The organism is Actinomyces weissii, assembly GCF_016598775.1.
Classification (GTDB): Bacteria; Actinomycetota; Actinomycetes; order Actinomycetales; family Actinomycetaceae; genus Actinomyces; species Actinomyces weissii.
Window position 1 is genome coordinate 1,475,354 of sequence record NZ_CP066802.1, and the last position, 18,192, is coordinate 1,493,545.

15 protein-coding genes are annotated in these 18,192 nt (G+C 71.5%); 7 read left to right on the forward strand and 8 right to left on the reverse strand.

Annotated elements, in window-relative coordinates:
• The first annotated feature begins 111 nt into the window (after positions 1-111).
• Entirely contained in the window at positions 112-1,359 is a 1,248-nt protein-coding gene (dusB, locus tag JG540_RS06065; RefSeq protein WP_407648354.1) for a tRNA dihydrouridine synthase DusB, read from the forward strand.
• A gap of 152 nt (positions 1,360-1,511) precedes the next feature.
• Here dusB and JG540_RS06070 read toward each other — a convergent pair whose 3' ends face one another.
• The 3 genes from JG540_RS06070 to JG540_RS06080 all read right to left on the reverse strand — a co-directional run bounded on the left by JG540_RS06070 (position 1,512) and on the right by JG540_RS06080 (position 6,056).
• Positions 1,512-2,750 (reverse strand): YibE/F family protein, encoded by a 1,239-nt coding sequence (locus JG540_RS06070; RefSeq protein ID WP_234042981.1) that lies wholly within the window; start codon positions 2,748-2,750, stop codon positions 1,512-1,514.
• Positions 2,751-3,203: 453 nt separating this feature from the next.
• Positions 3,204-4,595, reverse strand: coding sequence for a glycine--tRNA ligase (locus JG540_RS06075; RefSeq protein ID WP_200274755.1), 1,392 nt, complete (start codon positions 4,593-4,595; stop codon positions 3,204-3,206).
• A 189-nt stretch (positions 4,596-4,784) separates the two neighbouring features.
• Positions 4,785-6,056: an MFS transporter gene (locus JG540_RS06080; RefSeq protein ID WP_234042705.1), complete on the reverse strand. Its 1,272-nt coding sequence runs from the start codon at positions 6,054-6,056 to the stop codon at positions 4,785-4,787.
• 276 nt (positions 6,057-6,332) lie between these two features.
• On the opposite strand from JG540_RS06080, the gene JG540_RS06085 reads away from it, so the two are divergent.
• The 6 genes from JG540_RS06085 (at position 6,333) to JG540_RS06110 (ending at position 11,655) form a co-directional block, all read left to right on the forward strand.
• Complete coding sequence (locus JG540_RS06085) at positions 6,333-7,400, forward strand: metal ABC transporter substrate-binding protein (RefSeq protein WP_234042706.1); 1,068 nt, start codon at positions 6,333-6,335, stop codon at positions 7,398-7,400.
• A complete protein-coding gene (locus JG540_RS06090; protein WP_200278180.1) occupies positions 7,391-8,236 on the forward strand; it encodes a metal ABC transporter ATP-binding protein in 846 nt (281 codons plus the stop codon). The genes JG540_RS06085 and JG540_RS06090 overlap by 10 nt, the downstream gene beginning before the upstream one ends.
• Before the next feature lie 2 nt (positions 8,237-8,238).
• The gene (locus JG540_RS06095) at positions 8,239-9,126 is read left to right on the forward strand and encodes a metal ABC transporter permease (protein WP_200274758.1); all 888 of its coding nucleotides are present in this window, start codon (positions 8,239-8,241) and stop codon (positions 9,124-9,126) included.
• Between the two features lie 131 nt (positions 9,127-9,257).
• Positions 9,258-9,707: a Fur family transcriptional regulator gene (locus tag JG540_RS06100; protein ID WP_200274759.1), complete on the forward strand. Its 450-nt coding sequence runs from the start codon at positions 9,258-9,260 to the stop codon at positions 9,705-9,707.
• 104 nt (positions 9,708-9,811) lie between these two features.
• The gene (locus tag JG540_RS06105) at positions 9,812-10,513 is read left to right on the forward strand and encodes a glutamine amidotransferase-related protein (RefSeq protein ID WP_234042708.1); all 702 of its coding nucleotides are present in this window, start codon (positions 9,812-9,814) and stop codon (positions 10,511-10,513) included.
• Positions 10,510-11,655, forward strand: coding sequence for a carboxylate-amine ligase (locus JG540_RS06110; RefSeq protein ID WP_200274761.1), 1,146 nt, complete (start codon positions 10,510-10,512; stop codon positions 11,653-11,655). The genes JG540_RS06105 and JG540_RS06110 overlap by 4 nt, the downstream gene beginning before the upstream one ends.
• 105 nt (positions 11,656-11,760) lie before the next feature.
• Here JG540_RS06110 and JG540_RS06115 read toward each other — a convergent pair whose 3' ends face one another.
• From JG540_RS06115 to JG540_RS06135, 5 genes are all read right to left on the reverse strand, one after another.
• Positions 11,761-12,597: an isoprenyl transferase gene (locus JG540_RS06115; protein ID WP_200274762.1), complete on the reverse strand. Its 837-nt coding sequence runs from the start codon at positions 12,595-12,597 to the stop codon at positions 11,761-11,763.
• On the reverse strand, positions 12,598-13,341 hold the full coding sequence (gene recO, locus JG540_RS06120; protein ID WP_407648355.1) for a DNA repair protein RecO: 744 nt from the start codon (positions 13,339-13,341) through the stop codon (positions 12,598-12,600). It lies immediately after the preceding gene.
• A gap of 125 nt (positions 13,342-13,466) precedes the next feature.
• A complete protein-coding gene (gene leuA, locus JG540_RS06125; RefSeq protein ID WP_200274764.1) occupies positions 13,467-15,248 on the reverse strand; it encodes a 2-isopropylmalate synthase in 1,782 nt (593 codons plus the stop codon).
• A 391-nt stretch (positions 15,249-15,639) separates the two neighbouring features.
• The gene (gene era, locus JG540_RS06130; RefSeq protein ID WP_200274765.1) at positions 15,640-16,914 is read right to left on the reverse strand and encodes a GTPase Era; all 1,275 of its coding nucleotides are present in this window, start codon (positions 16,912-16,914) and stop codon (positions 15,640-15,642) included.
• The gene (locus tag JG540_RS06135; protein WP_200274766.1) at positions 16,907-18,190 is read right to left on the reverse strand and encodes a hemolysin family protein; all 1,284 of its coding nucleotides are present in this window, start codon (positions 18,188-18,190) and stop codon (positions 16,907-16,909) included. Before JG540_RS06135 ends, era begins: the two co-directional genes overlap by 8 nt.
• Positions 18,191-18,192: the final 2 nt, after the last annotated feature.

Below are 18,192 nucleotides of genomic sequence, written 5' to 3' on the forward strand. Positions count from 1 at the left end.
ACCGGTCAGATACCAACCTTCTTGTGCGAGCATGTGCGGGTGCCCTCCTCCTGCCACGCACCAGCCACCGACAGCGACGCCGCCCAGACACCGCCGTCTGCCGCTCCCAGCCTGTTCCCGCCGTTACAGATCGGGCCCCTGAGCATCGCCACGCCCGTGGAGCTGGCCCCTATGGCCGGGGTCACCAACGCCTCCTTCCGGCGCCTGTGCCGTCTCTACGGGGAGTCCTCCCTGCCAGAGGGGCTCCGCCCGGATAGCCCCGGCCCCATACTCACCACCACGGGCCTGAGCGCCCCGGCAGGACTGTACGTGACCGAGATGGTCACCACCCGGGCCCTGGTGGAAGGCAACGAGAAGACCCTGGGCATGGTGCGTACCGACCCGGCCGAGCGGATCCGCTCCATCCAGCTCTACGGGGTGGACCCCAGCATCGCCGCCAAGGCTGTGCGGATCCTCGTGGAGCAGGACCTGGCGGACCACATCGACCTGAACTTCGGCTGCCCGGCCCCCAAGGTCACCCGCAAGGGCGGTGGCGCCGCCCTGCCTTGGAAGCGCGATCTCATGGCAGCGATCCTGCGCGAGACCGTACGGGCCGCCGAGGCCGCGGCCACCGCCGTCGGCCGCCCCTTCCCCGTGCCCGTGACGGTAAAGACCCGCCTAGGCGTGGACGAGGAGCACCTGACCTACCTGGACGTGGCCCGGGCCGCGCAGAACGCGGGCGTGGCCGCGATCGCCCTGCACGGGCGCACCGCCCGCCAGCACTACGCCGGGCAGGCCGACTGGGAGGCCATCGCCCGGCTCAAGGAGAGCACACGCCTGCCCGTGCTCGGCAACGGTGACATCTGGACCGGCGACGACGCCCTGCGCATGATGCGTCAGACCGGTGCTGACGGCGTCGTGGTCGGCCGCGGCTGCCAAGGACGCCCCTGGCTCTTCGCGGACATCGTCTCCGCCTTCCACGGCAGCAGCGCCCGCACCCACCCCGACCTGGACCAGGTGATCGCCGTCATCAAGGAGCACGCACGCCTGCTGTCCGCCGAGATGGGCGAGGACCGGGGCGTGCGCGACCTGCGTAAGCACGTGGGCTGGTACCTGAAGGGCTACCCGGTGGGCGGGCGCTCGCGCGACGAGCTGATGCACGTCAGCTCCCTGGCGGGTCTGGACGAGGCCCTGGCCGCCGTGCGGGCCCGCCTGCCGCAGCAGGTCCCCTACCCCGGTGAGCGGGTGGAGGGTCCCCGGGGACGGGCAGGCACCCCCAAGCGCCCGCACCTGCCGGAGGGCTGGCTCGACTCCCCCACTCTCAGTGAGGCACAGCGGCTGCTGCTGCTGGACGCCGAGTCCGACGTCTCCGGCGGCTGAGCGCACCCGGCAGCTCCGGCAGGCTCAGCCCGGTCGGGAGCCGCCCCGGCCGGGCTCTGTCTTAGGCAGAACTCCGGCAGGCTCCCCCGCGAACAGGAACCGTCGCAGGCCGACTCCGACTCCAGCAGGCTCCCTCACGGTCGGGAGCCGTCTCAGGCAGGCTCCGCCTCAGGCAAGGCCTCGCCCGCCTGCGCCTCCCAGTCCTGGCCGTCCTCCTCCAGCACCGGAGTGGTGCGGCACAGGAGGGCCGCGATCAGCGTCGTCGCCGGGATAGCCAGTACCAGGCCGATGGAGGACACCAAGGTACGCACCACCTCCTCAGCGATCTCCCCCGACAGCACCGTATCCACCACCGACCGGTCCATCAGGGAGGCCGCCAGGATCAGGGGCAGGGCGGTGCCCGCGTAGGCGAAGGCCATGGTGTAGACCGTGGAGGCGATATGGTCCCGGCCGATCCGCATACCACCCGTGAACAGGCGCCCCCAGCCCAGGGCCGGGTTGGCGGCGTGCAGCTCCCACACCGCGGAGGCCTGGGTGATGGTGACGTCGTTGAGCACCCCCAGGCCCGCCACCACCATGCCGCAGGTCAGCAGCGCCCGCAGGTCCAGGCCCTCCACCAGGCTGCGCAGCGCCAGCCCGGCCTCCTCATTGGCGCCCGTGAGGTGTGCCGCCTCCACACCCCACAGGGACAGCAGCACCGTGACGCCAACCCCCGCCAGGGTGCCCAGCAGCGCCGTAGTGGTGCGCACCGAGACGCCGTGGGCCACGTACACCGCCAGCAGCATCATGGCGCTGGCCCCCACCAGGGTCACCGCCAGCGGTGAGCGGTCCGCCAGCAGCGCCGGGATCATGAACACCACGAGCACCCCGGTGGAAAGCACCAGACCCAGCACGGAAGCCACCCCCTTCCTGCCGGCGACGGCGACCACCAGCAGCAGGTAGACCAGGCTCAGGGCCAGTACCGGCAGCTGCCGGGCGTAGTCGATAAAGACGTAGGGGGTGCCGGAGGCGACGGCGGCCGGCGAGTAGGCGACCCGCAGCCCCACCCCCACCTGCGCGCTGTCCCGGGACTCAGCGGGCACGTGCACCGGCATCACCAGGCCCTGCCCCTCCCCGGAGGTGATGCGGGCGCAGACGGCGTCCGTAAGCAGCGCCTCGTTGACCACCGCACCCAGCTGTGCCGCCGCGTCCTTGCAAGGGCCTACGTCTGTGGAGGTCACGGTGGCGGTGGCGGTGGAGGAGTCCGCCGCGAGGAAGGGCTGGGAGCCGATCAGGGAGCTGCGCCCCGGCCACAGCACCACCAGGCCGATCAAGGTGGCAGCCACCAGCGGTACCACGATGGCGGCCAGCAGCGCCCGCACCCGGCGGCGCTCGGACTCGCCCAGGTCCAGGGGGCCGGAGTGGGCGTGGGCATGAGCGTGAGAGTGGGAGTGCCGCCTGCGCGCTGTGTGCTCTTGCCCCGTGTGCTCTGTGAGCGCGGCGCGCCCCGGCTGCTCTGCACGCCCTGCGCTCCCTGTGTGTTCCGGCTGCTGCTCAGGGGCCGCGGCAGGCTCGGAGGCACGCCGGTGACGGCGGGCGGGACGGGCGTCGTCGTGCTGGGGCTCCGGTTCCAGGTCAGTGCTCACGCCTTCATGATGCACAGGTGCCCCGCTGCCTTTCGACGGCGGGGCACCTGGTGTCGCCCAGTTGCGCAGTCAGCGGACCGAACTCGTGGTCCATATGTCCCGGTCTCGCGGTACCGATGTCCCGGTCTCGCGAGACCGGGACATATGGCTCACGAGACCGGTAAGGACCGGCAAAGGCGGTCAGGACAGGGACGCGGCCGGGCCCGGGAGACGGGAGGCTCAGCAGCCCACCAGGCGCTCGGCCAGGTAGCGCTCCACGCCCTCCAGCGGGATGCGCTCCTGGGCCATGGTGTCGCGCTCACGCACCGTGACCGCACCGTCCTGCGGCGACTCGAAGTCGTAGGTGATGCACAGGGGCGTGCCGATCTCGTCCTGACGGCGGTAGCGGCGGCCCACCGCGCCGGCGTCGTCGTAGTCCACGTTCCAGCTGCGGCGCAGACGGGCGGCCAGCTCCTTGGCGGGGCCGGTCAGCTCCTCCTTGCGGCTCAGCGGCAGGACGGCGGCCTTGACCGGGGCCAGGCGCGGGTCCAGCCTGAGCAGCACGCGGGTGTCGGTGCCGCCCTTGGTGTTGGGGGCCTCATCCTCGGTGTAGGCCTCCACCAGGAAGGCCATCAGGGAGCGGGTCAGGCCCGCCGAGGGCTCGATCACGTAAGGCACCCAGCGCTCGTTCCTGGTCTGGTCGAAGAACGACAGGTCCTTGCCGGAGTGCTGGGCGTGGGTGGACAGGTCAAAGTCGGTGCGGTTGGCGATTCCCTCCAGCTCGCCCCACTCGCCGCCCTGGAAGCCGAAGCGGTACTCCAGGTCCACGGTGCGCTTGGAGTAGTGGGAGAGCTTCTCCTGCGGGTGCTCGTACATGCGCAGGTTCTCCTCCGCGATGCCCAGGTCCACGTACCAGGCCTTGCGGTAGTCGATCCAGTACTGGTGCCACTCCTCGTCGGTGCCCGGCTCGCAGAAGAACTCCAGCTCCATCTGCTCGAACTCGCGGGTGCGGAAGATGAAGTTGCCGGGGGTGATCTCGTTGCGGAAGGACTTGCCCACCTGCCCGATGCCGAAGGGCGGCTTCTTGCGGGCCACGCTCATCACGTTGGCGAAGTTCACGAAGATGCCCTGGGCGGTCTCAGGGCGCAGGTAGTGCAGCCCGGACTCGTCGTCTACCGGGCCCAGGTAGGTCTTGAGCAGACCGGAGAACTCGCGCGGCTCGGTCCAGGAGCCGGGCTGGCCGGTGACCGGGTCCGGCACGTCGGCGAGCTGCACGGTGGCGGGGTCCAGGCCCTTGCGCTCGGCGTACTCCTCGATCAGCTGGTCGGCGCGGTAGCGCTTGTGGGTGTGCAGGGACTCCACCAGCGGGTCGGTGAAGGCGCCCACGTGCCCGGAGGCCACCCACACGTCACGCGGCAGGATGACAGAGGAGTCCAGGCCCACGACGTCGTCGCGCGAGCGGACCATGTGCTGCCACCACTGCTTCTTGATGTTCTCCTTGAGCTCCACGCCCAGGGGCCCGTAGTCCCAGGCGGAGCGGGTGCCGCCGTAGATCTCCCCGCAGGGGAACACGAAGCCGCGCCGCTTGGCGAGGTTGATGACGCTGTCGAGCTTGGAGGGGGTCTTTGCCACCGTGGTTCTCCTGATTTAGTCGTGGTCCGTACCTGGTTGGCAGGAACGAGTGCACTCAGCATAGGAGGCCGCCCCACGCAGCCGGAAACCGCTCGACGGCGTGCGCCCGCCCCACGCCCGTGCCAGGTGGCCCCGGCGCCGTCAGCCGGGCGTGGGCCAGGAAGGAGACGTCGTCTCCGCCACCGCTGACTACCGGCTCCCGGCGGGGACCTGTTCACCGCCGGTCTGCTCCAGCCGCGCAAGACAGCCCGTGAGCAGCAGAACCACGACACTGACCAGCTCGATAACCACTCCCACCAGGATCAGCGCCACCACAGCGTGCAGCTGCGAGGCCTGTGAGGAGGGAGCCGCACTCTCCGCCAGCAAGCCACCCAGCCACACCGCGAGCGGGTAGGGAGCTTGGGCGAGGAGCCTGCGGGCGCCGAACACCTGCCCCCGGACCTCCTTGGGGGTGGCGCGCTGCCAGATGGCCAGCAAGGGCGAGTTGGAGGCCCCTAAGCAGAAGGACCGCAGGAATCCGACGACCACGACAGCTGCCACGGAGGACACCAGCACCAGCGGCAGCCGCCCCAGCAGCGCAGCCAGCCCGAGCCCGGCAACGACGAGCACGAAACGTCTACCTGGCACCCTGACAGCTCCCAGCAGCAGCGCTGACGCTACCGCGCCCAGCGCTGAAGCCACTCCGAAGGCCCCGAGCGCCGTCGTCGAGCTGTTCGAGACAAGCAGCACGTAGACCGGCAGCAGTCCCGCAGGCAGGCCGTTGCCAAAGTTGGACAGGCTGTACAGCAGCTGCGAGGAACGCATGTCCGCGTTCCCGAGCAGCACCCTCAATCCTGTTCTAGCCCCGGAGAACGGCAGCCTGAACCACCTCTCGCCACCCTTTACGGCAGGTGCCAGCGGCACCTGGATCGCAGCCAGCGCAGCCATCAGGAAGGACAGGAGGTCGAGCACGACTATGAAGGTGAAGGAGGTGACTGAGTAGAGCGCGGCACCTATCGCCGGCCCCAGGACCACTGGCGCCCCCTGGACAAGCGACACGAAGGCGTTGGCCTGCACAAGCGTCCCGTCTTCCGCCAGATCAGCGATCACCGCTTGCAGCGTGATAGCCAGGACGGAGTCGATCGCTCCGGCAAGCACGACCACCGCGAACAGCACCACGTAGCCCGGAACCGCAGAGGCCACCGATATCCCTAGCAGGACGACCAGTACCGCCTGCGCGAGGCTGCAGACCATCAGGACGTGACGTTTCTGGAAGTGGTCCACGAACCCGCCCAGCAGAGGCGACACGTAGATCGAGGACAGCATTGAGAAGCCAACGACTGAAGACAGGACCAGGGCCGAGCGCGTCCTGTCGAACAGGAGCAGCGACAACGCCGTGGCTGTTGCGCTGGACAGCGCCCTAGACACCCCTTCCGGGGCCCAGATCCGAAACAGCAGCCAACGTAGTCCCCCAGGCCCCATCCGCCCCCCTAACAGCCCCTAACAGCATCGGTTGCATGACAGTAGCCTCCTGCAGGCCGACGGCGCCAGCCTGGTCGGAACCCGTGCGCTCTGGCGCTCCAGGCGGATCTGGCACAGCGGTCAGAGGGCCTGCGGCCTGTAGCAGGGAGGGACGTAGGCAGGGTGGACACGGCTGGGATCCGGCTGCCGCAGTATAAGGCCTGGCTAAGGGCGGTGCGACACACACATCAGCAGCGCTGATTGATTAGCCCGGTCCCAACCATGAGAATGAGTCCCATGAACGTCACCAGCTCCCGCCGTGCCTCGCTCACGCGCAGCCTGACGGCCCTGGGCGCCGTCTGCCTGGCCCTGTCCCTGACCGCCTGCGGCACCACCGCCACCAAGGGCTCAGGCCGGCTGGACGTCTCGGTCTCCTTCTACCCCATCCAGTACCTGGTGGAGGGTATCGGGGGCGAGCACGTGCAGGTCACCTCCGTAACCCCCGGTGACGTCGAGCCGCACGACTACGAGCTGTCCCCCAAGGAGGTCTCGGACCTGGGCAAGGCGGACCTCATCACCTACGTCAAGGGCTTCCAGGGCTCCCTGGACGAGGCCGTGGAGAAGGTCTCCGGCCCCACCGTCGTGGACCTGTCCGGCAGCGTGAACCTGGTCAGCCACGCGGGCGGCCACAACACGCACGACCACGCCGAGCACGAGCACGAGCACGGACACACTGACGCCGCTGGCCACGACCACGCCGACCACGAGCACGAGCACGAGCACGGACACAATGACGCCGCTGGCCACGAGCACGAGCACGGACACACTGACGCCGCTGACCACGACCACGCGGCCACCGACCCGCACTTCTGGCTGGACCCGCAGCGCATGGTGCTGGCCGCCCAGGCCGTCGCAGCCGCGCTGACCCAGGCCGACCCGGAGCACGCCGCCGACTACCAGGCCGGACTGGCCGCCGTCACCGAGCAGCTCAACCACCTTGACGCCAGCTACTCCACCGGCCTGCAGACCTGCGAGCGGCGCACGATCGTCACCAACCACGCGGCCTTCGGCTACCTGGCAGAGCGCTACAACCTCAGCCAGACCTCCATCTCCGGCGTGGACCCCGAGTCCGAGCCCAGCCCCGCCGACCTGGCCAAGGTCAAGAAGGTGGTCCAGGAGACCGGCACCACCACGATCTTCACCGAGGAGCGCGTCTCCGAGAAGACCGCCCAGGTAGTCGCCCAGGAGACCGGCGTGACCACCGCGGTGCTCTCCCCCATGGAGGTCCGCCCCCAGGCAGGCGACTACCCCGCCGCCATGGAGGCCAACCTCAGCGCCCTCAAGACCGCCCTGGCCTGCCAGTGACCGGCGCACCCACCGACGTCGCTTCCGCCAGCACCCTGGTCCACCTGCAGGAGGCCAGCGTCGTGCTGGGCTCCAGCCTGGTCCTGTCAGGCGTGGACCTGCGCGTGGAGGCGGGCGAGTCCGTGGCCCTGCTGGGCGCCAACGGCTCCGGCAAGTCCACCACCATGCGGGCCTGCCTGGGCCTGGTGCCCCTCAGCCAGGGGCGTGCCGAGCTATTCGGGGTGGACCTACGACGCCGCAGGCAGGTGCCCTGGGAGCGGGTCGGCTACGTCCCCCAGCGCATCGGCGCCAGCTCCGGGGTGCCCGCCACCGCCCTGGAGGTGGTGCGCTCCGGGCTGCTGGGACCCCGTCGGCCCTTCGCGGACCGGGGGCGGCAGGCCAGCGCCCGCGCCCTGGAGGCCCTGGAGGCGGTAGGTCTGGCCCACCGGGCCCAGGACCACGTGCAGGTCCTCTCCGGCGGCCAGGCCCAGCGGGTGCTGATCGCCCGGGCACTGGTCCGCAGGCCCGAGCTGCTGCTGCTGGACGAGCCGCTGGCCGGTATAGACCGCAGCTCCCAGCAGACCCTGGCCACGATCCTGCAACAGCTGCGGGCAGAGGGCCTGACCCTGGTGACCGTGCTCCACGAGCTCGGGGCGCTGGCCGAGGTGGTGGACCGAGCGGTCCTGCTGGACCAGGGACGCGTGCTCCTGGACGGCCCCAGCAAGGAGGTGGTCACCGAGCAGCACCGGCGCGCCCTGGACGAGTCCCTGGGCGGCCAGCACCCCCACCTGGGCCCCAGCCCCGTGCCGCACCACGCCCCCACCCTGTCCACCCGACCCCGGCTCCAGGAGGACTGAGCATGAGCGAGGCCATCGCCGAGATGCTGTCCAGCCCGCTGATGCAGCGGGCCTTCGTCGTCGCCGTCCTGGTGGGCCTGGCCACACCCGTGGTGGGCACCTACCTGGTCCAGCGGGGACTGGCCCTGCTGGGTGACGGTATCGGGCACATCGCCCTGACCGGCGTGGCCCTGGGCTGGCTGGCCGGGTCCGCCGCCAACACCACGCCCCGTGACGCCCTGGCCCTGCCTGCCGCGATGGTCGTCTCGGTGCTGGGGGCAGTGCTGATCGAGGTGATCCGGGCCCAGGGCCGCACCCGTGGTGACGTGGCCCTGGCGATCCTGTTCTACGGCGGTATCGCCGGCGGCGTGATCCTGATCGGCCTGGCCGGGGGCACCACCACCAACCTGAACTCCTACCTGTTCGGCTCCATCTCCACCGTCTCCCCCCAGGACGTGGGCTTCACCGCCGGGCTGGCGGCCCTGATACTGCTGGTCGGCCTGGGGCTGCGCGGCCCCCTGTTCGCGCTCTCCCACGACGAGGAGTTCGCCCGCGCCGTCGGCCTGCCCGCCAGCGTGCTGAACGTGCTCGTGGCGGTGGTGGCGGCCTTGACGGTGTCGGTGTCCATGCGGGTGGTCGGGGCCCTGCTGGTCTCCGCCGTCATGATCGTGCCGGTGGCGATCTCCCAGCTGGTCACCCACTCCTTCTCCCGCACCATGCACCTAGCCATGCTGATCGGGGTGGTCTCCTGCGTGACCGGCCTGGCCGTCACCTACTTCGTGAGCGCCTCCCCCGGCGCCATGATCGTGCTGCTGCTGGTCGGGGGCTACGCCCTGGTGGCCCTGGTCAGCACGCTCCTGGCGGCCCTGCGCGGCTCCGGCAGCCAGCCCGACGGCGAGGCCGGACGCTAGTACCGCCCAGCCCCAGGGGCCTCTGTGGGGGCTACCGGCGCAGCAGGACCTTGTGGGGCTACCTGCCCGCTGGGACCTCTGTGGGGGCTACCGGCGCCGCGCAGCCACCCCCAGGTGGCATGATGTCAACCATGGCGCACTCGCACGACCACGGACCCGACAGCCGCACCCACCAGTCGGCCCAGTCGCGGCCCCGCACCACCCGCCAGCGCACCGCCGTCGCCGACATCCTCGCGCGCACCGAGGAGTTCCGCTCGGCCCAGCAGATCCACACCGCCCTGGCCGAGGAGGGCACCAAGATCGGCCTGGCGACCGTCTACCGGACGCTGGCGGGCATGGCCGAGTCCGGTGAGGTGGACCAGGTGCGCAGCACCGAGGGAGAGACCCTCTACCGGCGCTGCAGGGACACCACCCACCACCACCACGTGGTCTGCCGCAACTGTGGCCGCACCGTGGAGGTCTCCGGCGGGGCCCTGGAGGCCTGGATCGCGGAGGTCAGCGCGGAGACCGGCTTCACCGGCCTGGAGCACACGGCGGAGTTCTTCGGCCTCTGCCCAGAATGCAGCCCCAAGGAGACCTGATCGCCGCCCCAAGGGTGCAGCCCGCGCCCCTGCACCCCCGTAACCGGCCCTTCCTGCTCGCCGTCTGCCGCCCCCCAGGTGCCATAGCCGACGACGAGAGGAGCATGATCCTGACCGCTGGCGGCCTGCACGCCCGGCACGACCTGGAGAGCCTGCACCTGCTGGACCCGCAGGCGCCCGAGCCGGAGGACCTGGACCTGCAGGCCTACGCCGGGGTCATCATCACCGGCTCCCCCCTGAGCCTGAACAGGCACGGACGACCCTCCCCCGAGCAGCAGCACCTGTCCCGCCGGGTACTGCACCTGGCCCAGCGGCTCGTGGAGGAGGACGTGCCCAGCCTGGGCCTGTGCTTCGGCCTGCAGGCGGTCGTGCTGGCGCTGGGCGGCAGCCTGCGCGACGACGTCGGGGAGGAGCTGCAGGCCCCCTGGCTGGCCCTCACCGAGGAGGGCCGCCAGGACCCCCTGACCAGCGTGCTGCCGCAGCGCTTCCGGGCCTACGTGGGGCACGCGGAGTCAGTCAGCGGTCTGCCGGGCGGAGGCGTGCTGCTGGTCTCCGGGGAGCGCTGCCCCATACAGATGGCCCGTTGGGGGCGGCACGTGTACGGCACCCAGTTCCACCCGGAGATCACCACCGCCGGGATGCGTCTGCGAATTGCCGCCTACGGGGACACCTACTACGCCGCCAGTGAGCGGTCCACCGTGCTGGAACGTTGCGAAAGCGCAGACGTGCGGGAGGCCAACAGCCTGGTCACCCGTTTCATCCAGCTTTGCCGCAGCGCCACCGCAGAGGCGGAGGCACAGAAGTGAGGCTGGAGCTCGCCTCCTCCACGAGGGCAAGCATCGGGGTTGAGTGGGAGCTGCAGCTGGTCTCCCCCTTGACCGGAGAGCTGCTGCCGGTGGCCCCGGCGGCGCTGGAGCAGCTGGACCAGGCAGGTGGTACCGGTGGGCTGGTGGTCCCGGAGATGCACCAGGCCATGGTCGAGCTGGTCTCCCGGCCCCGCCAGCGGGTGGGGCAGTGCCTGGCGGACCTGGATGAGGCCCTGGGGCTGCTCTGCCCGGTCCTGGCCCAGCACGGGGCGGAGGTCACCAGCGCGGGCGTACACCCCTTCGCCGACCCCGCAGCCCAGGCCATAACTGAGTGCGAGCGCTACCGTGAGCTGGTGGGCCGCACAGCCGCTTGGGGCCGCCAGATGCTGATCTACGGCACCCACGTGCACGTGGGGGTAGATGACGTGGACCGGCTGGTACCGGTGCTCAACCACCTGTGCACATACATCGGGCACCTGCAGGCGCTGGCTGTCTCCTCACCCTTCTGGGCGGGGCAGGACACCGGCTACGCGGACAACCGCGCCATGATGTTCCAGCAGCTGCCGACGGCGGGGCTGCCGGAAGCTATCGGCTCCTGGAGCGAGCTGGAGCAGCTGATGGATGACCTGGTGCGCGCCGGTGCGCTGCGGGAGGTCAACGAGCTGCGCTGGGACGTGCGGCCTGCTCCCCGCCTGGGCACCATCGAGGTGCGGGCCTGTGACGCCTCCTCCAACCTGCTGGAGGTAGGGGCGGTGGCGGCGCTGACGCACTGCCTGGTGGAGGAGGCGCTGCGCCTGCTGGACGCCGGAGAGCCGCTGCGCGGCCTGCCGCGCTGGCTGCTGGCCGCGAACAAGTGGCGCTCGGCCCGCTACGGGCTGGACGCGCTGCTGGTGGAGCAGCGGGGCGCGGAGCCGGTGCCGGTGCGGGAGTCCCTGGCGCAGCTGGTGCGCCGTCTGGAGCCGGTGGCGGACGCGCTGGGCTGCCTGGAGGAGCTGGGCAGCGTCCTGGAGGTGCTGCGGCTGGGCTCGGGGGCGGAGCGCCAGCGGGCGGTGGCAGCAGGCGCCGGGGGCGGACCGGCCGTGGTCCGGCACCTGCTCGCGGAGACCCGGGCGGGCCGCCCGCTGCCCGCCGCAGGCGGCTGAGGACAGGCTTGGCGGCTGGCCCAAGCGGGCCCGCTCAAGCCAGGCTGGCCGGGCTGGCCCAGGCGAGGCCGCTTGGTCCGGTCTGCCGGGGCGGCTCGAGCAAGGCTAGTCCTGCGCCGTCCCCTCGGCTGGGGACGCCGGGGCAGCCACCCGGTCCACGGCGGTGCCGAAGCGCCGCTCCCGGCCCGCGTAGGCGGCGCAGGCCTTCCACAGCTCACGCCGGTCGAAGTCCGGCCAGGCCAGGTCGGAGAAGTACAGCTCGGCGTAGGCCGACTCCCACATGAGGAAGTTGCTGGTGCGCTGCTCGCCGCCGGTACGGATGAACAGGTCCACGTCGCGCATGCCCGGCGCGTACAGGTAGCGGGAGACGGTGGTCTCGTTCACGGCGGAGGCCTTCAGGCGCCCGGCGGCGACGTCGGCGGCGATGGCGCTGGCGGCGTCGGCGATCTCCGCCCGCCCACCGTAGTTGATGCACATGTTGAGGGTCATGCGGGTGTTTCCGGCGGTCAGCTCCTCGGCGGCACGCAGCTCGGAGAGCACGGACTTCCACAGCCGTGGGGTGCGCCCCACCCAGCGCACCCGCACCCCCCAGTCGTTGAGCTCGTCGCGCTGACGGCGCAGGGTGGCACGGGCGAAGCCCATGATGAAGCGGACCTCGGCGGGTGAGCGCTTCCAGTTCTCGGTGGAGAAGGCGTAGGCACTGAGCTCCTTGACCCCGATCTCCACGGCCCCGGCGGCCACGTCCATCAGGGTGGCCTCCCCCACCCGGTGCCCCTCGGTGCGGGGCAGGCCCCGGCGGTTGGCCCAGCGGCCGTTGCCGTCCATGACCACGGCCACGTGGGCGGGCACCGCCGCCGGGTCCAGGGCGGGCGGGCGGGCGCCGGAGGGGTGGGCGGGCGGGTCCTGGTACGCCTTGGGGGCGGCAGTGGGACGGGAGACCATTCAGGACCTTTCGACTAGGGCCAGGGAGCGCAGGCGGCGCTCCAGGTGCCAGGTTAGGTAGGCGGAGACCAGGCTGGAGGCCTGGGCACGGGCGCGGGGGGCGGAGGAGTCGGCCACCGTCCAGTCCCCGGAGAGCAGGGCCCCCAGCAGGAGCATCGTGGCCGGGTCCACGTCCACGCTGCCAGCCGGGCGGCAGGTGCCGCACACAGCGCCCCCGGCCTGCACGTGGAAGCTGAGGTGGGGGCCGGGCGCGCCGCAGCGGGCGCAGTCGAAGCAGGAGGGGGCCCAGCCTGCCAGGGCCAGGGCCCGCAGCAGGTAGGAGTCCAGCACCAGCCCGGGGGCGTGCCGACGGCGCGCCAGGGCGTGCAGGGCACCGTACAGCAGGAGGAACTGCTGGGGGGTGTCGGCGGTGTCCAGGTCCGGGTCGTCCTCGGTGAGGCGCTCGGCGGTCTCCACCATGGTGGAAGCGCAGGTGAAGGCGCTGTAGTCCGCGGCGATGGTCCGGGCGAAGGGCGTGATGGTCTCCACCTGGGTGACCACGTCCAGGCTGCGGCCCCGGTGGAGCTGCACGTCCACCATGGTGAAGGGCTCCAGGCGCGCCCCGAAGCGCGAGGTGGTGCGCCGCACCCCCTTGGCCACGGCCCGTACCTGCCCGTGGGCGCGGGTCAGCAGCACGATGATGCGATCGGCCTCACCTAGCTTGTAGGTGCGCAGCACCAGCGCCTCGTCACGGTAGAGGGGAATGGGCACGGCCCGATCCTCTCACCTGGGCGCCGCCCTCAGCAGCCTGACGCGCGGCCCCGGCAGCCCCGGCTTGCTCCCGCCGGACCAGCAGGACCCCAGACCACCTGGCGGCTGCGCCGTCGGGATCAGCGCAGGGCCCGGTTGACGGCGGAGATGACCGCCTTGAAGGAGGCGGTAGTGATAGAGGGGTCGATACCCACCCCCCACAGGACCTGCCCCCCGACCTCGCACTCCACGTAGGCGGCGGCGCGGGCGTCCCGCCCGGTGCTCAGGGCGTGCTCGGCGTAGTCCAGCACCCGCAGGCTCAGGCCCTGCGTCTCCAGCACGGCGACGAAGGCGTCCAGGGGGCCGGAGCCGGAGGCCGTCAGCAGCTTCTTCTCCTCCCGGTCCCGCAGGGTCACCGTGAGCACCGACTCCTCCCCGTCACCGGCGGAGGTCAGGGTGGCGCCCTTGAGGGAGAACCTCCCCCAGCGCTGGAGCCCGGCCTCGGGCGCGGCCTTGGCGGGCAGGTACTCGTCCGTGAAGATGCTCCACAGGGTGGCCGCCGCGACCTCCCCGCCGTAGGTGTCCGTGTGGCGCTGGATGATGCGGGAGAACTCGATCTGCAGGCGGCGCGGCAGGTCCAGGTTGTGGGCCTGGCGCAGCAGGTAGGAGACCCCACCCTTGCCGGACTGGGAGTTGACCCGCACCACGGCCTCGTAGGAGCGGCCCACGTCGTGGGGGTCGATAGGCAGGTAGGGCATCTGCCAGGGCACGGCCAACTCCGCCGCGACATCGTCCAGCCCGGCGGCCTTCTGGGCCTCGACGGCGGTGGCACGGGCCGCGAAGCCCTTCTTGATGGCGTCCTGGTGGGAGCCGGAGAAGGAGGTGTAGACCAGCTCCCCGGAGTAGGGGGTGCGGGGCGGCACGTCCATCTGCGTGGCCCGCTCCACCACGCGGCGCAGCTCGTCCAGGTCCGAGAGGTCCAGCATGGGGTCCATGCCCTGGCTGAAGAGGTTCAGGGCCAGGGTCACCAGGTCCACGTTGCCGGTGCGCTCCCCGTGCCCGAACAGGCAGCCCTCCACCCGGTCGGCGCCCGCCAGCAGCCCCAGCTCGGTGGCGGCCACGCCCGAGCCACGGTCGTTGTGGTTGTGCAGGGACAGGCACACGTGCTCACGGTGGGGCAGGTGGCGGCTCATCCACTCGATCTGGTCGGCGTAGACGTTGGGGGTGGAGCGCTCCACGGTGGCAGGCAGGTTCAGGATGATCTCGCGGTCCGCCTCCGGCTGCCACACGTCCATGACGGCGGAGCACACCTCCAGGGAGAACTCACGCTCCGTGTCCACGAAGATCTCCGGGGAGTACTCGTAGCCGAACACCGTGTCGTCCCCCAGGACCTTCTCGGCCCGGGCGAGCACCAGGCGGGTGCCGTCAGCCGCCAGGTCCCGCACCTGGGTGCGGTCCATACGGAAGACGACCTCCCGGAACAGGGGCGACAGGGCGTTGTACAGGTGCACGGTGGCCCGGGGCGCCCCCACCAGGGAGTCGATAGTGCGGTCGATCAGGTCCTCCCGGGACTGGGTCAGGACCGAGATGGTGACGTCCTCCGGGATCGCGCCGTCCTCGATCAGGGAGCGCACAAAGTCGTAGTCGGTCTGGGAGGCGGCCGGGAAGCCCACCTCGATCTCCTTGAAGCCGATGCGCACCAGCAGGTCGAAGACCGTGCGCTTGGCGGCGGCGTCCATAGGCTCGATCAGGGACTGGTTGCCGTCACGCAGGTCGGTGGACAGCCAGCGGGGGGCCGCCGTCAGGTGCCTGGAGGGCCAGGTGCGGTCCGGCAGGTCCGTGTCCATGGTCGCGCGGAAGGGCCGGTACTTGCTGAAGGGCATACCGGAGGGCTGCTGGGGAGCGGGCAAGGCGGTGCGCATAAGGGTTCTCCTGTGGGTGCTGCGGGTGTCCCAGGGCGGCGCCCGGCGTGGCGCGCTTGGGCCTGGGCTTGGCCAGCGCTACGAGTCTGCCACGGTCGGGGTGCTGGCCGGTCAGACCCCGCCGCGGCGGCTAAGAAGGAGGTTACGTGTCACTCGCATGGCAATGACCGTAGTCCAGGTCACGTCCGCCTGGCAGCGCGGCCCGCAGTGTGGACGCCGTCGGCAGTCTGAACCCCGTCCGTAGCGCCCCCGGCAACCGCCAGCCCCCGCCCGCTGGCAGAGCAACCAGCCGAGCCGCAGAGCACCCACTAGCAGAGCGGCAGAGCAACCAGCCGGGTGGCAGAACCCAAGCCACCCGGCCCCGCCCTCGCACTAGCCCCGGGGAGGGCGCCTAGAAGCCCAGCTTGGACAGGGCCTTGGGGTCGGACTGCCAGTCCTTGGCGGTGCGCACGTGCAGGTCCAGGTAGACCTTGCGGCCCAGGAGCTGCTCGATGCCCTGGCGGGCGCGCACCCCCACCTCCTTGAGGCGGGCCCCGCCCCGGCCGATCACGATGGCCTTCTGGGAGTCGCGCTCCACGTACAGGCTGACCCGTACCTGCAGGCGCCTGCCCGCGCCCTTGACGAAGCCCGCCGTCTCCTTGTCCGCCGGGTCCACCAACTCATCGACGACGACCGCCAGCGAGTGCGGCAGCTCGTCACGCACACCTTCCAGGGCGGCCTCCCGCACCAGCTCGCCGATCATGACCTGCTGCGGCTCGTCGGTGACCTCCCCGGTGGGGTACAGGGGCGGTGAGGGCGGCAGGTGCCCCATGAGCACCTCCTCCAGCACGTCCACCTGGTCGCCGCGCCTGGCGGAGACCGGCACGATGTCGGCCCAGTCCCCCAGGGCGTCCACGGCCAGCAGCTGCTTGGCCAGGTCCTCCCGGGAGACGGTGTCGGCCTTGGTCACCACGGCCACCACCGGACGGCGCAGGTCCGCCAGGTCGCGGGCGATAAAACGGTCACCGGGGCCGATCTTCTCGTTGGCGGGGATGCAGAAGGCGACGACGTCCACCTCGGTGAGGGTCTCGCGCACCAGGTCGTTCAGGCGCTTGCCCAGCAGCGTCCTGGGGCGGTGCATGCCGGGGGTGTCCACCAGCACCAGCTGGGCCCGCTCCCGGTGGATGACGCCGCGCACGTTGTGGCGGGTGGTCTGGGGGCGGCCCGAGGTAATAGCCACCTTCTGGCCGACCATGGCGTTGGTCAGGGTGGACTTGCCAGCGTTAGGACGCCCCACCAGGCAGGCGAAGCCGGCCCGGAAGCCCTCAGGGACGGCGGGCACGATCACCGGGGCCCGGGTGGAGTCCCAGTCCCCCGGCTCCCAGGCGTCGTCCTCATCACAGTCATCAGCGCCGTCAGCAGCGCCGTCCTCGACGTCGTGCGCGCGGCCGCCGCCGTCGCCGTCCTCGTCCAGCGCCTCAGCCTCCATCTCCTCCAGGGCGTTGGGTCCGGCCATGAGCTCGGCGTCGGTGGGAAAACGGGGGCTGCGGGGCGCCGGGCGGCCAGGGCCCGCGGCCTGCGCCTCCGCGTCCTGTACGTCAGCAGCGTGCGAGTCAGCCGCCGGGGAGGCTGCGTCCTGCGGGTCGGCGGCGGGGTCCGGCTGGGGGGTGCGGTCTTGCTCAGTCATCGTGCTCATCCTCCTGCTTGGGGGCGCGGGAGGCCAGTAGGCTCGCCACCTGGCGCCGCCGCCCGCTGCCCTCCTCCGCCTCTAGGCGCACACCCTGGACCACGCCCACCGCACCCGGCAAGGGCACCCGCCCGATGGCCTTGGTCAGCAGGCCGCCCGCGGAGTCGACGTCGTCGTCGTCGATCTCCAGGTCGAACAGCGCCCCGAGCTCGTCGATAGGCAGGCGGGTGGGCACCCGGAACACGCCGTCGCCCAGGTCCTCGGGCTCGGGCAGGGCCCGGTCGTGCTCGTCAGTGAGCTCGCCCACGACCTCCTCCAGCAGGTCCTCCAGGGTCACCAGCCCGGCGATCCCCCCGTACTCGTCCACGGCCAGGGCGATGTGCACCTGGGTGGTCTGCATCTCGCGCAGCAGGTCGTCAGCCAGCTTCATCTCCGGGACGAACACGGCCTCCCGCACGAAGCCGGACACCGGCAGGGAGGCGTGCTCCGGGTGGGCGTCCACGCGCCGCAGCACGTCCTTGAGGTAGAGGATGCCGCGTACGTCGTCGGTGTCCTCACCCACCACGGGCACCCGTGAGTAGCCGGAGCGGATGAACAGGCGCAGGGCGCTGGAGGCGGGCTTGGTGGCGTCTATGGTGACCATGTCCGTGCGGGGCACCATCACCTCCCGCACCAGCGTCTGCCCCAGCTCGACGACGCTGCGCAGCATCTCACGGTCCTCCTCCTCGATGGAGTCGGCCTCCCCGATCTCGTCAATCATCTCCCGCAGGTCCTCGGTGACCTCCGCGCGGGCCTCGGCGTCGGTCAGGGTGGAGGCGTGCCCGTAGTGGGAGTCGAACCAGCGCCAGGGGCGGCCCACGGCGTCCACCCGGGTCAGCAGGGGCGCGAGGGCCAGCAGGGTGGCGTCCGGGTTGCGGCGCCCCACGGAGCGCGGCGAGAGGCCCACGAGCAGCCCCAGTACCAGGGCGTTGAGCCCCAGGGAGACCAGCAGCACCAGCCACCAGCGCTGCACCACCCCGGACACCGCCAGGGTCAGGCAGACGGCGGCGCACATGTCCACGGCCACCCGCACCGAGCTGACGGTACCCAGCACCTCGCCGCGACGCTCCGCCAGCTCCCGCACCGTGCGCGCCCGGGGGCGCCCGGCCTCCACCAGGTCGTCGGCGGCGGCGCGGGTGGTGCGGGCCAGGGCGGCCTCCGCCGCTGAGAGCACCGCGCCCAGGGCCAGGGCCACCAGGGCCAGCACCACCAGCAGGGGCACAGGGGTTCCGCTCACGG

Bases quoted from the DNA above. Each gene is read 5' to 3' on its own strand.
- JG540_RS06080 (WP_234042705.1), bottom strand. From the start codon at position 6,056: ATGGGGCCTGGGGGACTACGTTGGCTGCTGTTTCGGATCTGGGCCCCG.
- JG540_RS06085 (WP_234042706.1), top strand. From the start codon at position 6,333: ATGAACGTCACCAGCTCCCGCCGTGCCTCGCTCACGCGCAGCCTGACG.
- JG540_RS06095 (WP_200274758.1), top strand. From the start codon at position 8,239: ATGAGCGAGGCCATCGCCGAGATGCTGTCCAGCCCGCTGATGCAGCGG.
- JG540_RS06100 (WP_200274759.1), top strand. From the start codon at position 9,258: ATGGCGCACTCGCACGACCACGGACCCGACAGCCGCACCCACCAGTCG.
- JG540_RS06105 (WP_234042708.1), top strand. From the start codon at position 9,812: ATGATCCTGACCGCTGGCGGCCTGCACGCCCGGCACGACCTGGAGAGC.
- JG540_RS06115 (WP_200274762.1), bottom strand. From the start codon at position 12,597: ATGGTCTCCCGTCCCACTGCCGCCCCCAAGGCGTACCAGGACCCGCCC.
- leuA (WP_200274764.1), bottom strand. From the start codon at position 15,248: ATGCGCACCGCCTTGCCCGCTCCCCAGCAGCCCTCCGGTATGCCCTTC.
- era (WP_200274765.1), bottom strand. From the start codon at position 16,914: ATGACTGAGCAAGACCGCACCCCCCAGCCGGACCCCGCCGCCGACCCG.